The organism is Paenibacillus sp. IITD108 (assembly GCF_036541265.1).
In the GTDB taxonomy this organism is placed as follows: domain Bacteria; phylum Bacillota; class Bacilli; order Paenibacillales; family Paenibacillaceae; genus Pristimantibacillus.
Window position 1 is genome coordinate 157,489 of sequence record NZ_JAZHCT010000001.1, and the last position, 15,641, is coordinate 173,129.

A 15,641-nucleotide genomic window follows, 5' to 3' on the forward strand; every position below is an offset into this window, starting at 1 on the left:
TAATCAATAATCTTGAAGCAGCTTGGTCAGCTTCTTCTCGATACGCTTAGGTCGCCATGCCATATACAGAACGGAGAACACTGCGCTTACAATTACAGGCGTATAAAGTCCCTGCAGCATAAGCGGAACGGCCTGCACCACACATAACCAAACCGCGCTGATCAATAATACAAATCGGTCAACTGTAATAAACTGCTTCACCCTGTCCTTCTCGGATAGCGGGTATACATGCTTCCAGACAGATTCTTTATGAAGCTGCATAAGGCTGCCCAACTGCAAGCCGATAAGCAGCAAGCAAAATATACTTATTAGGCTCGCTGCATAGCCTGACCAGGCTGCCGCGCTGGCTGCCCAATACAGTACAAAGCTGCCGAGGGCGATCAAACGCATAATGATGCCGCTAAGCTCTAGCCTAATAATAGCGGCTGCGTACAAATAAATATAGGCGTGCTGTGGGCCGTATTTAATTTTGCTTAGCAGCCACGCCAGATAGCTGCGGCGATGAGGGCGGGTCATAAGCGCCGGAATGTCTGTAAACATGCCGAATAACAAATAATATCTTTTGCGCGTCGCTGCTTCTTCACGAATCAATCTTTCCCAAGCGAAGCTGTAGCGGACTGGCAGCCTGTGCAGCGCTGCCAGCAGACCAGCTAGCAGCAGGCTGAATAGCAGCGCCTGCCACCAGGCTGCAATCAGCCATGCTGCGACAGCGGCTGCAGTAAGCAGCCAGCGCAGGCAGCGCAGCAAGATGCGGGCACCGTCGTAAACGACGCGGCGCTCGCGCCAGCCAAAGTAGCTGTTTCCCGCTTTCACAGCAGCTGCAGCAACAGCGATAAGCCATAATGAATTAGGCTCAGCAGCTTGCCTGTAAACGGGCAAATAAAACAATAAAATGACAGCGAGCAGAAGCATTCCTTGCACGAGTGAGCGGCGGTATGAACGCTCCATATAGAGCTTCATCTGATGCTCCTTAGGCATCAAAAATACAATATCGGCTTGTACAAGCCAGGTGCGCAGCGGGCTCCAGCAAAGTGCAAGCGTCAGTAACGCTATACCCAGTGCTTCAATTGGGAAGCCTGCGGGTATATTGTGAATAAAAGAAAAATAACTAATTAGGAAATATATAATAAACAGTGAACAAACGGCAGGCAGACCGCTCATGCTCATAATTCTGATGTAAGGGAATATCTCCTTCAGGAAGGCTCTCGATCTGCTAGTCCAAATCTTAGTTAATGATGCGCTTTGAACGGACACTAGCTCGCCCCTTCCTTTACAAAATAATAAAACAGCTCCTCTAATGAAGCTTCCTTAAAGTCAGCCCCCGCTGCACGCCGTATATCCGAGAGCGTGCCCTGTGCAGCCAGCCGCCCATTATGCATAATAAGCAGCCTGTCGCAATACGCCTCTACCGTTGATAAAATATGGGAGCTCATCAATATAGCCGCGCCCTGCCGCTTCACTTCAACCAATTGATCAAGCAAGGAACGAATGCCGAGCGGATCCAGCCCTAGAAACGGCTCATCAATAATATAAAGCTGCGGAGCTGCCAGCAGCGCGTTCATAATCATTACCTTTTGCTTCATCCCTTTGGAGAGATGGGCAGCGAATGCCTTGCGTTTCGGCTGCATTTGAAACTGGTCGAGCAATCCCTCTGACCGGCTTTCTGCCTGATTCTGCACATCGTAAGCCATCCCCGTAAGACGCAAATGCTCCTCGACAGTAAGCTCGTCAAACAAAACCGGAGATTCCGGCACATAAGCAAACGAGCTTCTATATTGTTGCGCATCCTCGTTTAATGTAACGCCATTTACCTTCACTTCGCCCTTATGTGGCTCCATAAGCCCGAGAATATGCTTGATGGTCGTGCTTTTGCCAGCGCCATTGAGTCCGATCAAACCGATCATCTCTCCCGGCTTTACGTAAAAATCGATATCATGCAGTACAGGCCTGCGCGGGCTGTAGCCGCCGGTAAGATGACTGACCTCTAAAATATTTTCCATCTCTTCACCCCAATGAACATGAATACAATTCCAGTCTTGCACAATACTTTTCTTATTTAAGCATACCTAAATATGGATCGGATTTCAAAATAAGTCTTTCAAGCCGTCTATACTTGATACAATTTTCGATAAACGGACGGAGAAAGCCCCTTTCTGCTGCGAAACACGCGGCTCAAATAAAACCCGTTCTCATAACCGCATTGCTGGGCTATCCGGTCCAACGTAAGCGTCGTTTCTTCAAGCAGACTGCAGGCCCGGTCCATTCGCAGCCCGGTTACATAATCAGACGGCGTCATATGAAAGCTTCTTTTATATTTCCGCGTAAGCTGAACAGCACTAATGCCTAGCAAATCAGAAAGCTTGCTGATAGAAAGCGGTTCAAAGGCGTGCGCCAGCAGCCATTGTTGGGCATATTGCATCTGATCGTCCGCTTCCTCTTCTCTATTCCTATCTGCTTTACCGCTTTCCTGACCATATAACCACCAGATATCCTCCAGCAAATGCCGGATGCGATTGCCGCTTTGCTCCTGTCCGGCCGTCAAGTTAAGGCTGCGTATATACCGATAGGTGGACGCGAGTCTTTCTGTATCTATGAATGTAATTTTACCAGTCATCTGCTCCGCTTGCTCTTTAGTCGGCTCCACATCCCATGTAAATTGCACAAAATGAAAAGTTAGCGGCTCTACTGTTTTGCGATGAAATACTAGCCCGGGCGGGCATACGACGATATCGCCAAAGAAAGCTTCTCCTCTATGCGCACCGATTTCAAACTGAAATACACCCTCTTCAACGGCAAACATTGTCCAATTATTATATCTATCCTGATCCAACAAAAACTGCTGTTTTTGATGCCAATAGACGTAAGCTTTCGGAAGTAACGACCAGTTGTTCCGCATCTGCCCCTCCAAAATGATTGAAAGTGAAATAAAGTATATGCTTAATGATAATTGAATGTATGTTAAATAACAATGTTATAAATTAATATTTGAAATGATAGATATGTTTTAACTAAAGGAGTGAAGCACGGTGAGAGAGGAAATCGTAAAAACAGATATTACAGTTATCGGCGGCGGGCTTGCAGGCGTCAGCGCTGCGATAGCTGCAGCACGGCTTGGCAAGAGCGTAGCGCTTATCAATAACCGGCCTGTGCTTGGCGGAAATTCCAGCAGTGAGGTTCGTGTATGGGTATGCGGAGCAACGGGCCATGGCGTTCACCGCTATGCACGTGAAACAGGCATTATGGGTGAATTATTTGTAGAGAATCAATTCCGCAATATGGACGGCAATCCTTATTATTGGGATATGGTCGTTTATGAAACTGTTCTGGCAGAGCCTCTTATCCAGCTGTTTCTCAATACGGACGTTCATGAGGTTGATGCAAGCGGAGATGAGTCAGACCGTACAATCCATTCCGTTACCGGCTGGATGATGGGATCAGAAAGACGAATCCGCTATGAGAGCGAAGTGTTTATTGACTGTACAGGTGATGGATTGGTTGGGTTTTTGGCTGGCGCCAAGCACCGGATTGGGCGCGAGGCCAAGGAAGAATATAACGAAGAATGGGCACCGCTGGTCGCCGACGATATTACGCTTGGCAGCACACTGCTTTTTTACACAAAGGATGCCGGTCATCCCGTAAAATATGTGGCGCCCAGCTTTGCCAAGGACATTACGAAGACGACCATACCTGAACGCCGGGTTATTCGCAGCGGCGACAATGGCTGTGCATACTGGTGGATCGAATGGGGCGGCGAGCATGACACCGTCCATGATAACGAAAAAATCCGCGATGAGCTTTGGTCTGTCATATACGGCATTTGGGATTATATTAAAAACTCAGGAAAATTTGATGCGGACAATATGACGCTGGAATGGGTCGGCTCCATACCTGGCAAGCGTGAGTACCGCCGTTTTGTAGGCGAATATGTGCTAAATCAGAACGACGTGCTTGCGCAGCTGCCATTCAAGGATAATGTCGCTTTCGGCGGCTGGTCGATCGATTTGCATCCGCCGCAAGGCATGTATGCGACGGAATCGGGCTCCAAGCATCTGCACACGGATGGCATTTATTCGATACCGTTTCGTTCTCTCTACTCGATCAATGTGAAAAACATGCTAATGGCCGGCCGCAATATAAGCGCTACGCATGTTGCCTTCGGTTCCACGCGCGTTATGGCAACCTGCGCATTGTTGGGCGAGGCTGCTGGAACAGGCGCTGCTTTATGCGCTGATAAAGCTGTAACGCCTAGCGAGCTTTATCATCATCATTTGCAGGAATTGCAGCAAACGCTGCTTCGCCAGGATGCATCTGTTATCGGATTATCTAACAAAGACGAAAAAGACTTGGCTTTATCAGCAAACGTAAATGCATCAAGCACATTATCGCAGCTCGCAGTCCAGCGAAGTGACGAAACAGTTGCACTGTCCAGCGACATCGGATTGACAGTTCCGGCAGATCCAGAAATTAACGGGCTAGAGCTTCTTGTTGATGCCAGCAAAGATACAACATTAACCGTAGAGCTATGGGATACAGGCCGCGCCGAAAACTACGTGCCAAACGTTTTGCAGACATCGGCCTCTGTCAGCATATCAAGCGGCAGCAAGCAATGGGTTAAGCTTGATTTACAGTGGAAGCCGGCATTTGCGCAAAACGCTTTTATTATTATTAAAGCCAATGATGCGCTGGAGCTTCACTTCTCCGGAAGCACCCGAACAGGCGCCCTTGCCTATTTGAAGGGCACGAAGCCTGCCGTAGACAAGCAGCTGGAGGACCGCTCACATGATCAGCCGGCTGTATTATGGGGAACCCGCCCTTTCGAGCGCAAAATACCTTGCTTCCGCCTTGCTGCTACTGCTGCTTTTGCACCTGAAAAAGCGATCGATGGCTTTGTCCGGCCTTACGGCGGACCGCATTTGTGGAGCTCGGCGCCTATGAAGGACGGTCAAGAGGAATGGCTTGAGCTGAACTGGGCTAAACCTGTTCAAATAAGCACGCTTCATTTGACGTTTAATGATGATGTCAACGAAGACCTGATTAACCTGCATCATCATAAAACACCTTTCGAGGTTATTCCAAACCTTGTAAAGGATTATCGTATCGAGGCTTTTGCAGCGGGCGAATGGCAAGTGGTGGGCGAATTTAAAAACAATCATAAACGTAAGCATATTCATGCGCTGGAAGCGGCGATTACAACTGAACGCATTAGAATTACAGTAACTGCAACGAACGGAGAGCCTTGTGCTGAAATCATCGAGGTGCGGGCATACGCTTAAAACTTTCAGGTTAGTTGAATTTCGTTTCAAAGTGATCAGGAAACAGGGACTGAGCTGTAACGGTCACAAATGACCGTTACAGCCGAAAAAGCAGCGTTCTTGGCAACTAAGAGACATAAATGTCCGTAATACGGCTATTAGAGGGATACTATTACTGAAAACCTGCCCTAATGGCCAAAATTGTCCGTTAGAAAATAGAATTACGCGTTAGTGATTGCTAAGGGACATTTGTGACCGCTAGAAAGTGACGATGCCCCGGTCTTAGAACAAATATATAACAGAATTGATCAGTAATTGGTGCTAAGTATAAAGGTTGCTCTGAACGATTCATCAAAGGCTGTCGATTCATTGTGGCTCAGTAAGCAATAAAAAAGGGGATCGGAGAGCAAGATTGGGAATGGAGAAGCGGCAGCGTCCGCCTTTGTAGGCCAATTTTATCCTTTACAGGGTTGATTTGTTCAAAAAAATTGGACTACAACAGCGGTCGGAATCCCAAACTTGATCGCAGTAACTTCCCTTTCTATTGCTTGTTACCCCTATTCACAATGAATCGACACGCCCTGCGTTAAGAGCAGCCTTTCATTAAAAAGCGTTCTATTTCGCAAAGCGAAGCGTTTTAATCTCAAACGGACGAAATGCAAGCTGGACCTGCTGCTCGCTGCTTTCTGCCTCATGTACATACTCTTCGATCAGATTAACCAAACAGGCTTTGCTGAAAGAAAAATCAGTATTTACAACACATCCTCCGCCCGTTCCTTCTGCTTCATACATCCGGACGATTAGGTCGCCACTGCGATCTTCCGCCAGCTTAATCGTTTCAATTATAATATGACCAGCCGATAACTTGAACAAAGAGCGGATCCCGCCATCGCCTTGCATCGCAAAGGCAGGATGATTGAGCTCATAGCCCGCACGGATAACCCCGCTATCAGCAAACGATCCAGACCAGCCCATCATAACGTAGGTAAACTGGTGAAGCCCAATGTCCGCATGCATATCAGGAGCTAACGCAGCTTTTAATAAAGTTAGATTGATGCTGTTGCGGGTTACATTTACCCCATATTTGCAATCATTTAACAGCGCCGCCCCGCGGTTTGGTTCCGCCAAAGCTGTCCACTTATGCTGACTTACTTCAAATTGATCCTCATCGTGCTGCCTTGAGCGATGCGTAGGCCGCTTTATATGCCCAAATTGAATTTCATGCATAGCTTCGCTGCTGTGCACATCGACCGGGAAGCATACTTTCAGCAGCTTATGCTTCTCCTGCCAATCGATCTCCGTTTGAAACTCCAGGCTATTGCAGCCGCGTCTCAATACAACCAGCTGAGTCATAGACGATTGGTTCAGCTTCCGTCTGATTCTAAGTGCTGCAAACAAAGGTCCCGCAGCAACCGCTGTTATGACTGCTGTTTCCGGAAGCTCAACCGGCTGCTGCTCATACATCGATTCAATTTCCCAAGCATCGCAAATGGTCGGGACATCTTTAAACATACGGAAAGCATTGCATCTATCCGCAGCCATATTATGTCCTGTAGCTTTTTCTATAAAGCTAGTAATTTCCCCAAACTCGTTAAATGTTACTGCAATGCATTCATTTTCAAGCTTTCTATGCTCGGCTGAGGCAATTAAGCTGTACTGTGAAGCATTTTCACCTTTGTATGAAATGCCAGCTTCAGCAGCAGCGTCCAGCGTAATCCAGCCGGCAGCCGGTAAATCCACCTCAGTATATTTAGCGCCGTCCAGCTCCTGAATCTGGCAGCGAGGCAGTGAAACGATATCCGAAGGCAGCTCTATCAAAGCTTTTCTCTCCCATGACAAGCTGTTGAATACGGTCAGCTTGTCAGGCGAAGGCTTGATCCAATCATTAATAGCTGCCTCTTTAATTTGCTGCGCAACCTGCTCCTGCTTCCGGTAGCTTTCATCTGCCTCTATTGCTACTTGCTTAATACAGGAGCCTGGCAGTATATCATGAAACTGATTCAGCAGTACTTCCTTCCACACCTGCTCAAGCTGCTCCTGCGGATACGCATACCCCTCGGCCCAGCTAGCCCAGGCGCTCCAAAACTCAGCTTCCCGCAATGCCGCCTCGCTGCGTCGATTGCCCTTTTTCAGTTTGGCTTGCGATGTTAATGTGCCTCGATGAGCCTTTAAATAGAGCTCGCCCGCATACACGGCCTCCGGTAATTGCTGTACTTGCAACTGCTCAAAAAATTGCACTGGATGGCTCATTTGCATTCGTGGCGCCCCTTCCAAATCTTTCAATCTGGAGAAAAACTCTAAATGATCGCGCGTTGGCCCGCCTCCGCCGTCACCATGGCCAAATGGATAAATAAGAGAGTCCAGTACATCGTGCTGCGATGTTCTTTCCTTCCAGGCCGTCATTACCGCTTCCGGTCCAACTGGAGCAGAATAATTCAAATGCTGGGTTGCGAGTACTTCAGTCCCGTCAATCCCCCTCCATCTAAACGTGTGATAAGGAAATCGCTCTCCCCTTACAAAGTTGGATATAAGCTTGGAGGTAGAAAAGTAGGACACACCGCAGCCGCGCATTATTTGCGGCAAGGAGCCGCTAAAGCCAAAAACATCGGGAAGCCAAAGGAGCTCGCTCTTTATGCCAAATTCCTCTTTAAAAAAGGCTAAGCCGTACATAAATTGCCGTATCAGACTTTCACCGCCGGGCAGATTCGTATCAGACTCTACCCACATAGCTCCCTCCGGCATAATCTGCCCCTTGCTTACTTTGTCTGCAAGGCGCTCGTACATTTGCGGATAGTCGCGCTTGGCTATCGTATACAAATAAGGCTGGCTTAAAATAAACCGATAATCAGGATATTCATCCATTAAAGCCATTTGGGTCGAGAAGGTGCGGGCTGTTTTTCTTCTAGCCTCCGCCAGCGGCCACTGATAGCAAATATCCAAATGGGAATGACCGAAGGCATACATCATAGGCGCTGTCGAGCCATTGCGGCACGCAAGAAGCGGCTGAAGTCGCTCTCTAGCCTGGTGAATCGTTTCAAGCAGCTGTGCAAAAGGCAGCTCAAAGTCAACCAATAGCGTAAAATCCTTCAAGCCTCGATCAATTTGCTGGGCACGCAAGGAAGATGGCTCCAATTGCTCCCGCAGCTGATACAGCGTCTCTACATCCAGCCACAGCTGATAAACCTCCTCATGCCATATGCCAAAAGTGCTGCTTCCTACTTTCACCTGGGCGCTCGGCGGCTCGGGTATCGTCAATCTGCCCAGAGGAGTCGGCCCTGCATGCGCAACCCGAATGCCGTGACCGGAATAGCATTCAATAAGCAGATCATACTTTTTACCGCAGCTTCCGCTGCGGTCCAAAGTAATGCGATTCAGATGCGCAGGATTAATCTTTTGCCAATCCTCAAATCTTCTGACACAGCCTGCCGGCTGTTTATTTATAAATACCGCACTCTCGCCGCCAGGCTCCAAATGAACGGCAATTCTTTGTCCTTCCGCTTCTTCGGGCAGTTCAATAGAGCCCCGGAACCAGCCATACTCCCATTTTGCTCCCCAGCTTGTTCCTTCAGGATATGGCTTAAACGACCGCTGCTCAGCCTCTTGAGCCGACAGCCGCTCAAACGTCGTGAAGCCTTCCAGATCGATATGCCCTAAAACGGAGTAATAATGGCGTGTCAGCTCTTCCTTCCACATTTCCACCCGATTGCGCCATTCCAATGGTAATGTCATCTTTTGCTCACCTCTGCTGCCTCCATTGCGCCTTTTATCAAGAAAAAAAGAGCGGCCCCTCCTTTATCGCTTACACATATTTCATTAAGATAATGATGGCCTGCTTCTGTCCAACAGCCGATTCCAACAAGCGAATAGTCATGCGAAGCGACCCAAGCTCCTTTTGCTATCGTAATCGGGCTATCTGCTTTTTGTTCCAGCAAAAAAGAAGGCGTGCTCCAGGCCCGCTCACTGACATGAATAAGCGAGCCAACCCCGCAATGGGCTTGCTCTTTTATTTGCACGATCAGTTCCTCCAAAGCAGATATAAATCCGATTTCCTTTCCGTTTTCTATATTGTCAGAGCAGGCAGCGATAGCAATATTCAGCTCGCCTTCCCAATAGGATGGGCTCAGCCGAATCTCGTAACGGTTATTAGCTGCATTTATCGTAAGCTCTTCCGCACTTTCTAGCCGTTCTTGCTCCAGACAGGTTAATGTCCACAACGTTGCAACAGAGCTGAGATCAAGCTGCTTCTCGTTCAGCAGCCCTCGCAGCAATATAGCTTGCTCCGTACAGTCAACGATCGATTTGCAAGCAATGAACTGGAAGCCCTCGCGGCTAGCGAACACTACTCCTTCTATTTCCCCCGCCTCATCATCGCCCCGTATAATTTCCATAGGAATAACTTCAAACAATACATCTACGCCATAGGATTGCACGAATACATCTGCAAGCAGCTGAGCAAAGACCGGTTCGATCCGTTCATCCTTTATCGCATCATAAGCCTTTAGCAGCTCGATCCATTCCTTAACGATCGGATAACGTGCAGCTAATTGTACTGCGGCATGCAGCGGCAAACGTGACAGTCCGAATTCGTGCATCAATGAGGTGCTGTCAGCAAGTATAATGACTTTTCGACCTTGCGCTGCAAGCGCACAAGCGTGCAATACAGCTGCCGTCCCGCCTCCGGCGATTGCAGCGTCATACTGTTTGTTAAACATCCGCTTGGCCTCCTTCCCAGGCTTCCTCAGACGCCAATAAATGTTCTATCTTTTTCAGAGATGCCTGTGCTGCCTGTCTAATAATTTCATTGCTGTCCTGCAAAAAAGGCTCGCAATATTGTACAGCGCTCGAGTCTCGGCATTTCGCAGCAATAAGACCCGTCCATAGCGCCACCAGCCACTTCGTATGAAGAACCGCATTAGACTCCGGCGGGGTATAATAGCTGCCCGCTTCAGGGCTAGCCGCCCAGCGCTTTAAACGTTCCATCAGCAAAGCCTGCTGGCTTGTCTCGAGCAGCGTGCAGGTATGATACAAATATTGCAGCATGCAGCTGCTAATGCCCGCGTTATGGTTTTCCTCCAAGGCAGCTATCGCATGCTCTGCCCCTTCGCTGCTATTTAAAAAACGGAGGAGTACAATTGCAGCTACCCAGCGCGGAAGCGAACGCGGATGTTCCCTGCTGCTATTATCCTTCGCCTGCAGCACCTCCAGCAGCACCGGAATTGCCTCTTCCGAGCCCAGCAAAGCCAAGCCAAATGCAGCTATTCGGCGGCGGGCATACTGTTCCGATATTTCTAGCACAAGTGAAAGGGGCTTAATAGCTGACTCGCCTATCGTCCAAAGCCACCAAACCGCTGCCCCCTCTTCTTCTGATCCTAAATATTCGCAAAGCTGCTCGGCTAACTGCTGCTTCTGCCCTTCATTTAATCCTGTTACATAATCATAGGTCAAAGGCATCGCTGCAAGAGAGCCGCTTTGGAAAAGCAAATTTGTCGTCTGCGATCTCATTATATCCGTTTCATTCAGCACACCAAGCTCAACCAGTCGCTTTTGCAGCTGCTTGACAGATAGCTGCCTTGGCTTAATAAACTGCTGCGCGCTCATTGCAGCTGCAACTCCTGCCGCTTCGCCGATTTTCTGAATATCACGCTGCATGCGTACCGCCATCGATACATCCCGGTCGACGGATAAAGCACGGCTTGCCACAAGCAAGCCTTCAATGCCGCGCGGAAGCAGGGAGCGGTAAGGGACGTCACACCAATAGCCGCTTTTCTTGAACATATCCAATACGATCAGCCACATTTGCGCAAAATCAGATTCATTGCCAAGATCCCTCGCATGCGTATCATAATGAGAATAAGAACGTGCAATCACATCATCAAAATGGCGATCGTGCAAAAAATCGCTTATGTTCATTTGATAATCGCCAACGATATGGCGCCCTTCCCTTACACCTAATTTAGGAGCAATCGAAGCGAGATGTCTGCCGGCCCCATTCCCTTTTGTCAAATAATGCAGCAGCCGTTCCCGTCCCTCCCTGTAAGCACGGCTTACGTCCTGAACACTGATCGACTGCACCCAGCCGGCATCAAAATTGCGGAGGCTAATTTGCAGCTCGCCTGTTTTCTCATTTGCATCCATAATACGAGGGGTTAGTGAATAGCTATGCGTCACCCCATCCCATTCCCTGCCTGTCGTATAAGCAGCGCCGGCAGCGGCACATACATCGCCTTCCGATGTGCAATCGACAATAACCTTGGCATAAATGTGTACCCGTCCGTTAGGTCCGGCAGCTGCAATGCCGATCACTTTATTTCCTTCCATCAGCACCTCGCAGCAAATATGGCCAAGCAGTACTTGAACGCCGCACTCTTGCAGCAATTGGCTGTATACGGACCGCTTAGCTTCAGGATGCGAAAGTGAATCTCTGCCGCCTATCACCCGCTGACGCGCCATCACTCGTTTATCTACTTCATTTTGCAGCCCGCCGCGCGAACCGAAGTGATAGCCGCTTACATTTGAGCGGGTTGCAACTCCACCGACGGCATCATCCATATCTACCATACATACAGACACACCTTCTCGGGCTGCCGCTATCGCAGCATTGCAGCCGGAGGTACCGCCGCCTGCCACCAGCACATCTATTACAATGCTTGTTGCATTCATCACCTTTTCACCCCTGTCTATAATCAAGCCCATTCTTCCTGAGGGCATTCCACCGAGCTTTTTAAGGTCCAATTAACATACAGGGAGAACGCCATTCGGCTGTTCTCCCTTTTTCCTTTATTGATTTAATTAGAACCTTCCATTTGCGAAATGTATGCATTCATTTCGTATACGTATTGCTCACCGCCATTTTTATACCAGCCCTCTAGCAGCTCATCGAACTTAGATACCGGTTCTTCGCCCATAATGATTTTCATAGTCGTTTGCTGCCATACTTTCGTATAATCCATATAACGCGGCTGCTTCGCCGCTTCAGGAACAAAAGCATTATCCTTGGCCGGTACAACCGTTTCAATCGATTTTTCCAACCATGGCACAATTTTGTCAAGCTGATCCTTCGGCGTGCCTACAGACAAGAAGAAGCTTATATCATTGGCACGGCGCATGGACGAACGGCGGAAGTGAGCTGGCGGGGCAGGCTCATCCATTTTAACCTTCGCGCCATCCTTCAACTGGTAATCAATGCCTTCATAGCCATCGGACGTCTTCTCCCACATTTCGTCGGATATCCAGGAGTTTAGGAAGTCTACAATTTTTTGAGGATTTTTTGCGTTCGACGTAATCGCCCAGAATCCCCAAAGACCCGTTGAAGCAGCCTCCAAAGAACCGCCCTCGACTACTCCCTGCTCATTTTTAACGAACAAATAAACAAGATCCGCATCCGGCACATTTTTTCTAAGATCATTTACAATACCTCCGTAGTGGCCAGAAAAGCCAGGGAATACGCCAGTCAAGCCTCTAACGAAGCGTTCACGCTGTTTCGTAGTGTCATTAGTGGCAGAATCCGGATCAAAATAGCCCTTTGTATACATTTTCGCTGTAAATTCAAGCGCTTTTTTGTAGCTATCGCTGTTTGTGTCATACATTGGATTCATATATTTACCGTCTTCTGTCTTTTGCCAGCCTGTTAATCCGAAGGCTCCTGGCGCGATTACATTCAGCACTTTATTGTTGTCATAAGCGCCGCCATAGCCGTAAGTATCTTTCTTATTATTTTTATCCGGGTCGTTAATAGTAAATTTCTCAAGAATTTCCTCAAACTGCTCTAATGTAATTTCAAAATTTTCAGGGATGTCAAACTGGATGCTTTCCAGCCAATCTTTGCGGACAAAATACCCGTCGTTACGTACAACTGATGTACGGGGTATACCGTAAATTTTGTCATCTTGATTAATGCGAAGCTGATCCCATGAAGCCTGGTACGTATATTCCTGCAAATGTTTTGCGCTTGCAATATATTCATTCACAGGAATAATAATGCCGTCCTTAACCGCATTTTGGAAGCCTTGATCGGCGGTATCATTAAACATGACGACATCCGGATACTGGCCTGAAGTAAGCATAAGCTGCAGCCGCTCCGCATAGCCTGTCGCAGGCGGCACTTCAAACTCAAGCTTAATATTATTCATTGCTTCAATCTCGGCAATAAACTTTTTATCGCTTTCTGTTTGTTCTGGTGTGCTATAGTTAGCCATTACTTTAATCGTTACTGGCTCTTCGGGCTTGTTATCGGTCGGCGCAGCCGCAGTTGGCGCAGCTCCATTCCCCGGCGATGCTGACGGAGTGGCCGATCCGCTCCCGCAAGCAGTCGCCGTCAGCATTGCTGCTATAATGGCAATTAGACTAAAAGAACGCTTCCATTTAGAAAATGCTTTCATATTCATTAACCCTCCTGTATGTTTTGGCGCTTGCCCATAAAGTGCAAACAGCTTTTTATCCTTTTACTGAGCCTAGCATTATGCCCTTAACGAAGTACTTTTGCAAAAATGGATAGACGAGTAAAATGGGTACCATAACTAGCATCAGCGTCGCATATTTAATCGTCTCGCTCGTCATCAGCTCGCCTTGCTCTGCTGAATTTGCATTTTGGGCCATCGCGCTGGCGCCTTCTATTACTTCTCGCAAATAAAGCATGAGAGGCCAATTCTCGCTGCTGCGAATGTAGATAATCGCATTAAAAAAATTGTTCCAATAGGCAACAGCTGCAAACAAGCATAATGTTGCAATAATCGGCTTCGACAAAGGCACAACGATGCGGAACAAAATGTATGGGTCCGATGCGCCGTCGATTTTGGCTGCTTCCTCTATTTCTTCCGGCAAGGATTCAAAAAAGTTTTTCATCAGTATTAAATTAAATCCGCTAACCAGTGCCGGCAAGACGAGCGCTGCCAGTGAGTCAATCAGCCCTAACGAGCGCATAAGGTAGTAATTCGGAATAAGGCCTCCGTTAAACAGCATCGTAAAAACAATGAGCACCATCAGTGTGCTTCGGCCGCGCAGCACCTTCTTCGACAAGGAGTAAGCTGTCAATATATAAATCAATATGCCAATTGCGACACCGCTTACGGTTACAATGATCGTGTTCGCATAACTGCGCCAAAGCATGCCATGCTCAATAATTTGCTTATATGCGGATAAGGTAAATTCTTTGGGCCATATCATAACCGGATTATTGACATACGCATTATACGAGCTTAACGACACCGAGGCTACATTAAGAAACGGATAAATCATAATCATACAAATGAGCACAAGAAGCGTATAATTCAGAGCATCAAAGAAGCTTATTTTTGAACGGGTCATATGCACTCCCCTACCACAGTTGATTTCCAAAAAACTTTGCAACCCGATTGGCTGCCAGCACCATGACTAATCCTACCGCCGCCTTAAACAATCCAACTGCAGCCGCGAAGGACATCCGTCCATCCAGCAAGCCGATTCGATAGGTATAAGTTTCAAATACATCCGCGACGTCATAGGTTGACGGATTATACAATAAAAATACTTGTTCAAATCCGTTATCCAGTACATGGCCCAGCTGCAGTACAAGCAGCACCGTAATTGTCGTAGCGATCCCCGGCAAAGTAATATAGCGCATTTGTTGAATACGTGATGCGCCATCGAGCTTGGCTGATTCATATAATGCTGGACTGATGCTTGTCATGGCTGCCAGGTATATGATCGTGCCCCAGCCGGCCCCCTTCCAAACCTCTGCTGAAACGAGTATCGTTCTAAAGTATTCTGCCTTTAAAAGAAACGAAACCGGTTCATAGCCAAGCCACTGTATGACATAATTGACCGGGCCTGTAGAAGGCGATAAAAAATTAATAATCATGCCAGAAAGCACTACCCACGAAATGAAATGCGGCAAATACAGCACAGTTTGACTAATTCGTTTGAAAACCATATTGCGTACCTCATTTAACATAAGGGCTAGCAGTATTGGCGCTGGAAAACCAAATACAATATGGTAAAAGCTTAAAATTAAAGAGTTGCGCAATACTTTGTAAAAATCAGCTGATTGGAATAAATATTGAAAGTTATCGAAGCCAATCCAGCTGCTGCCCCATATCCCCCGAACTAGGCTGAAGTCTTTAAAGGCAATGAGCACGCCAAACATCGGAATATATTTGAAAATCAATAAATATAAACAGCCAGGAATTAAAAAGATATAAAGCCACTTATATTTTATTAGATGCTTGCCCAAAGTCATTTCTCTTTTCAGCTTTAATGGCTTGGGCGCTATAATTACCTCTTCACGAAGCATATCGCTGCCTCCTTTCCTCGTTAATGTCGCTTCATCCATTGTGGCGGGCTTTGATATACTTCAATGATAGGTTTGAAAAAACTTACAAACAATCCTGCGTCATTTACATTTAAGGCTGCTTC

General features: G+C 47.5%; 10 protein-coding genes. 1 reads left to right on the forward strand and 9 read right to left on the reverse strand.

Annotated elements, in window-relative coordinates; genetic code table 11:
* Nucleotides 1-3: 3 nt before the first annotated feature.
* The 3 genes from V1L65_RS00700 to V1L65_RS00710 form a co-directional block, all read right to left on the reverse strand.
* On the reverse strand, nucleotides 4-1,254 hold the full coding sequence (locus V1L65_RS00700; protein WP_331697119.1) for an ABC transporter permease: 1,251 nt from the start codon (nucleotides 1,252-1,254) through the stop codon (nucleotides 4-6).
* Complete coding sequence (locus V1L65_RS00705) at nucleotides 1,254-2,000, reverse strand: ABC transporter ATP-binding protein (RefSeq protein ID WP_331697120.1); 747 nt, start codon at nucleotides 1,998-2,000, stop codon at nucleotides 1,254-1,256. The genes V1L65_RS00700 and V1L65_RS00705 overlap by 1 nt, the downstream gene beginning before the upstream one ends.
* Nucleotides 2,001-2,107: 107 nt before the next feature.
* A complete protein-coding gene (locus tag V1L65_RS00710) occupies nucleotides 2,108-2,896 on the reverse strand; it encodes an AraC family transcriptional regulator (RefSeq protein WP_331697121.1) in 789 nt (262 codons plus the stop codon).
* 130 nt (nucleotides 2,897-3,026) lie between these two features.
* Here V1L65_RS00710 and V1L65_RS00715 point away from each other — a divergent pair, with 130 nt between their 5' ends.
* Nucleotides 3,027-5,273, forward strand: a complete 2,247-nt coding sequence (locus tag V1L65_RS00715) for an FAD-dependent oxidoreductase (RefSeq protein WP_331697122.1) — start codon at nucleotides 3,027-3,029, stop codon at nucleotides 5,271-5,273.
* 594 nt (nucleotides 5,274-5,867) lie between these two features.
* Here the strand turns inward: V1L65_RS00715 and V1L65_RS00720 are convergent.
* The 6 genes from V1L65_RS00720 to V1L65_RS00745 form a co-directional block, all read right to left on the reverse strand.
* Complete coding sequence (locus V1L65_RS00720) at nucleotides 5,868-8,981, reverse strand: alpha-mannosidase (protein ID WP_331697123.1); 3,114 nt, start codon at nucleotides 8,979-8,981, stop codon at nucleotides 5,868-5,870.
* Entirely contained in the window at nucleotides 8,978-9,964 is a 987-nt protein-coding gene (locus tag V1L65_RS00725; protein WP_331697124.1) for an FAD-dependent oxidoreductase, read from the reverse strand. The genes V1L65_RS00720 and V1L65_RS00725 overlap by 4 nt, the downstream gene beginning before the upstream one ends.
* A complete protein-coding gene (locus V1L65_RS00730) occupies nucleotides 9,957-11,912 on the reverse strand; it encodes an FAD-dependent oxidoreductase (RefSeq protein WP_331697126.1) in 1,956 nt (651 codons plus the stop codon). Before V1L65_RS00730 ends, V1L65_RS00725 begins: the two co-directional genes overlap by 8 nt.
* 125 nt (nucleotides 11,913-12,037) lie before the next feature.
* Entirely contained in the window at nucleotides 12,038-13,630 is a 1,593-nt protein-coding gene (locus V1L65_RS00735; RefSeq protein WP_331697127.1) for an extracellular solute-binding protein, read from the reverse strand.
* A gap of 55 nt (nucleotides 13,631-13,685) precedes the next feature.
* Nucleotides 13,686-14,555, reverse strand: coding sequence for a carbohydrate ABC transporter permease (locus tag V1L65_RS00740; protein ID WP_331697128.1), 870 nt, complete (start codon nucleotides 14,553-14,555; stop codon nucleotides 13,686-13,688).
* 10 nt (nucleotides 14,556-14,565) lie between these two features.
* Nucleotides 14,566-15,519, reverse strand: coding sequence for an ABC transporter permease (locus V1L65_RS00745; protein WP_331697129.1), 954 nt, complete (start codon nucleotides 15,517-15,519; stop codon nucleotides 14,566-14,568).
* Between the last annotated feature and the right edge of the window lie 122 nt (nucleotides 15,520-15,641).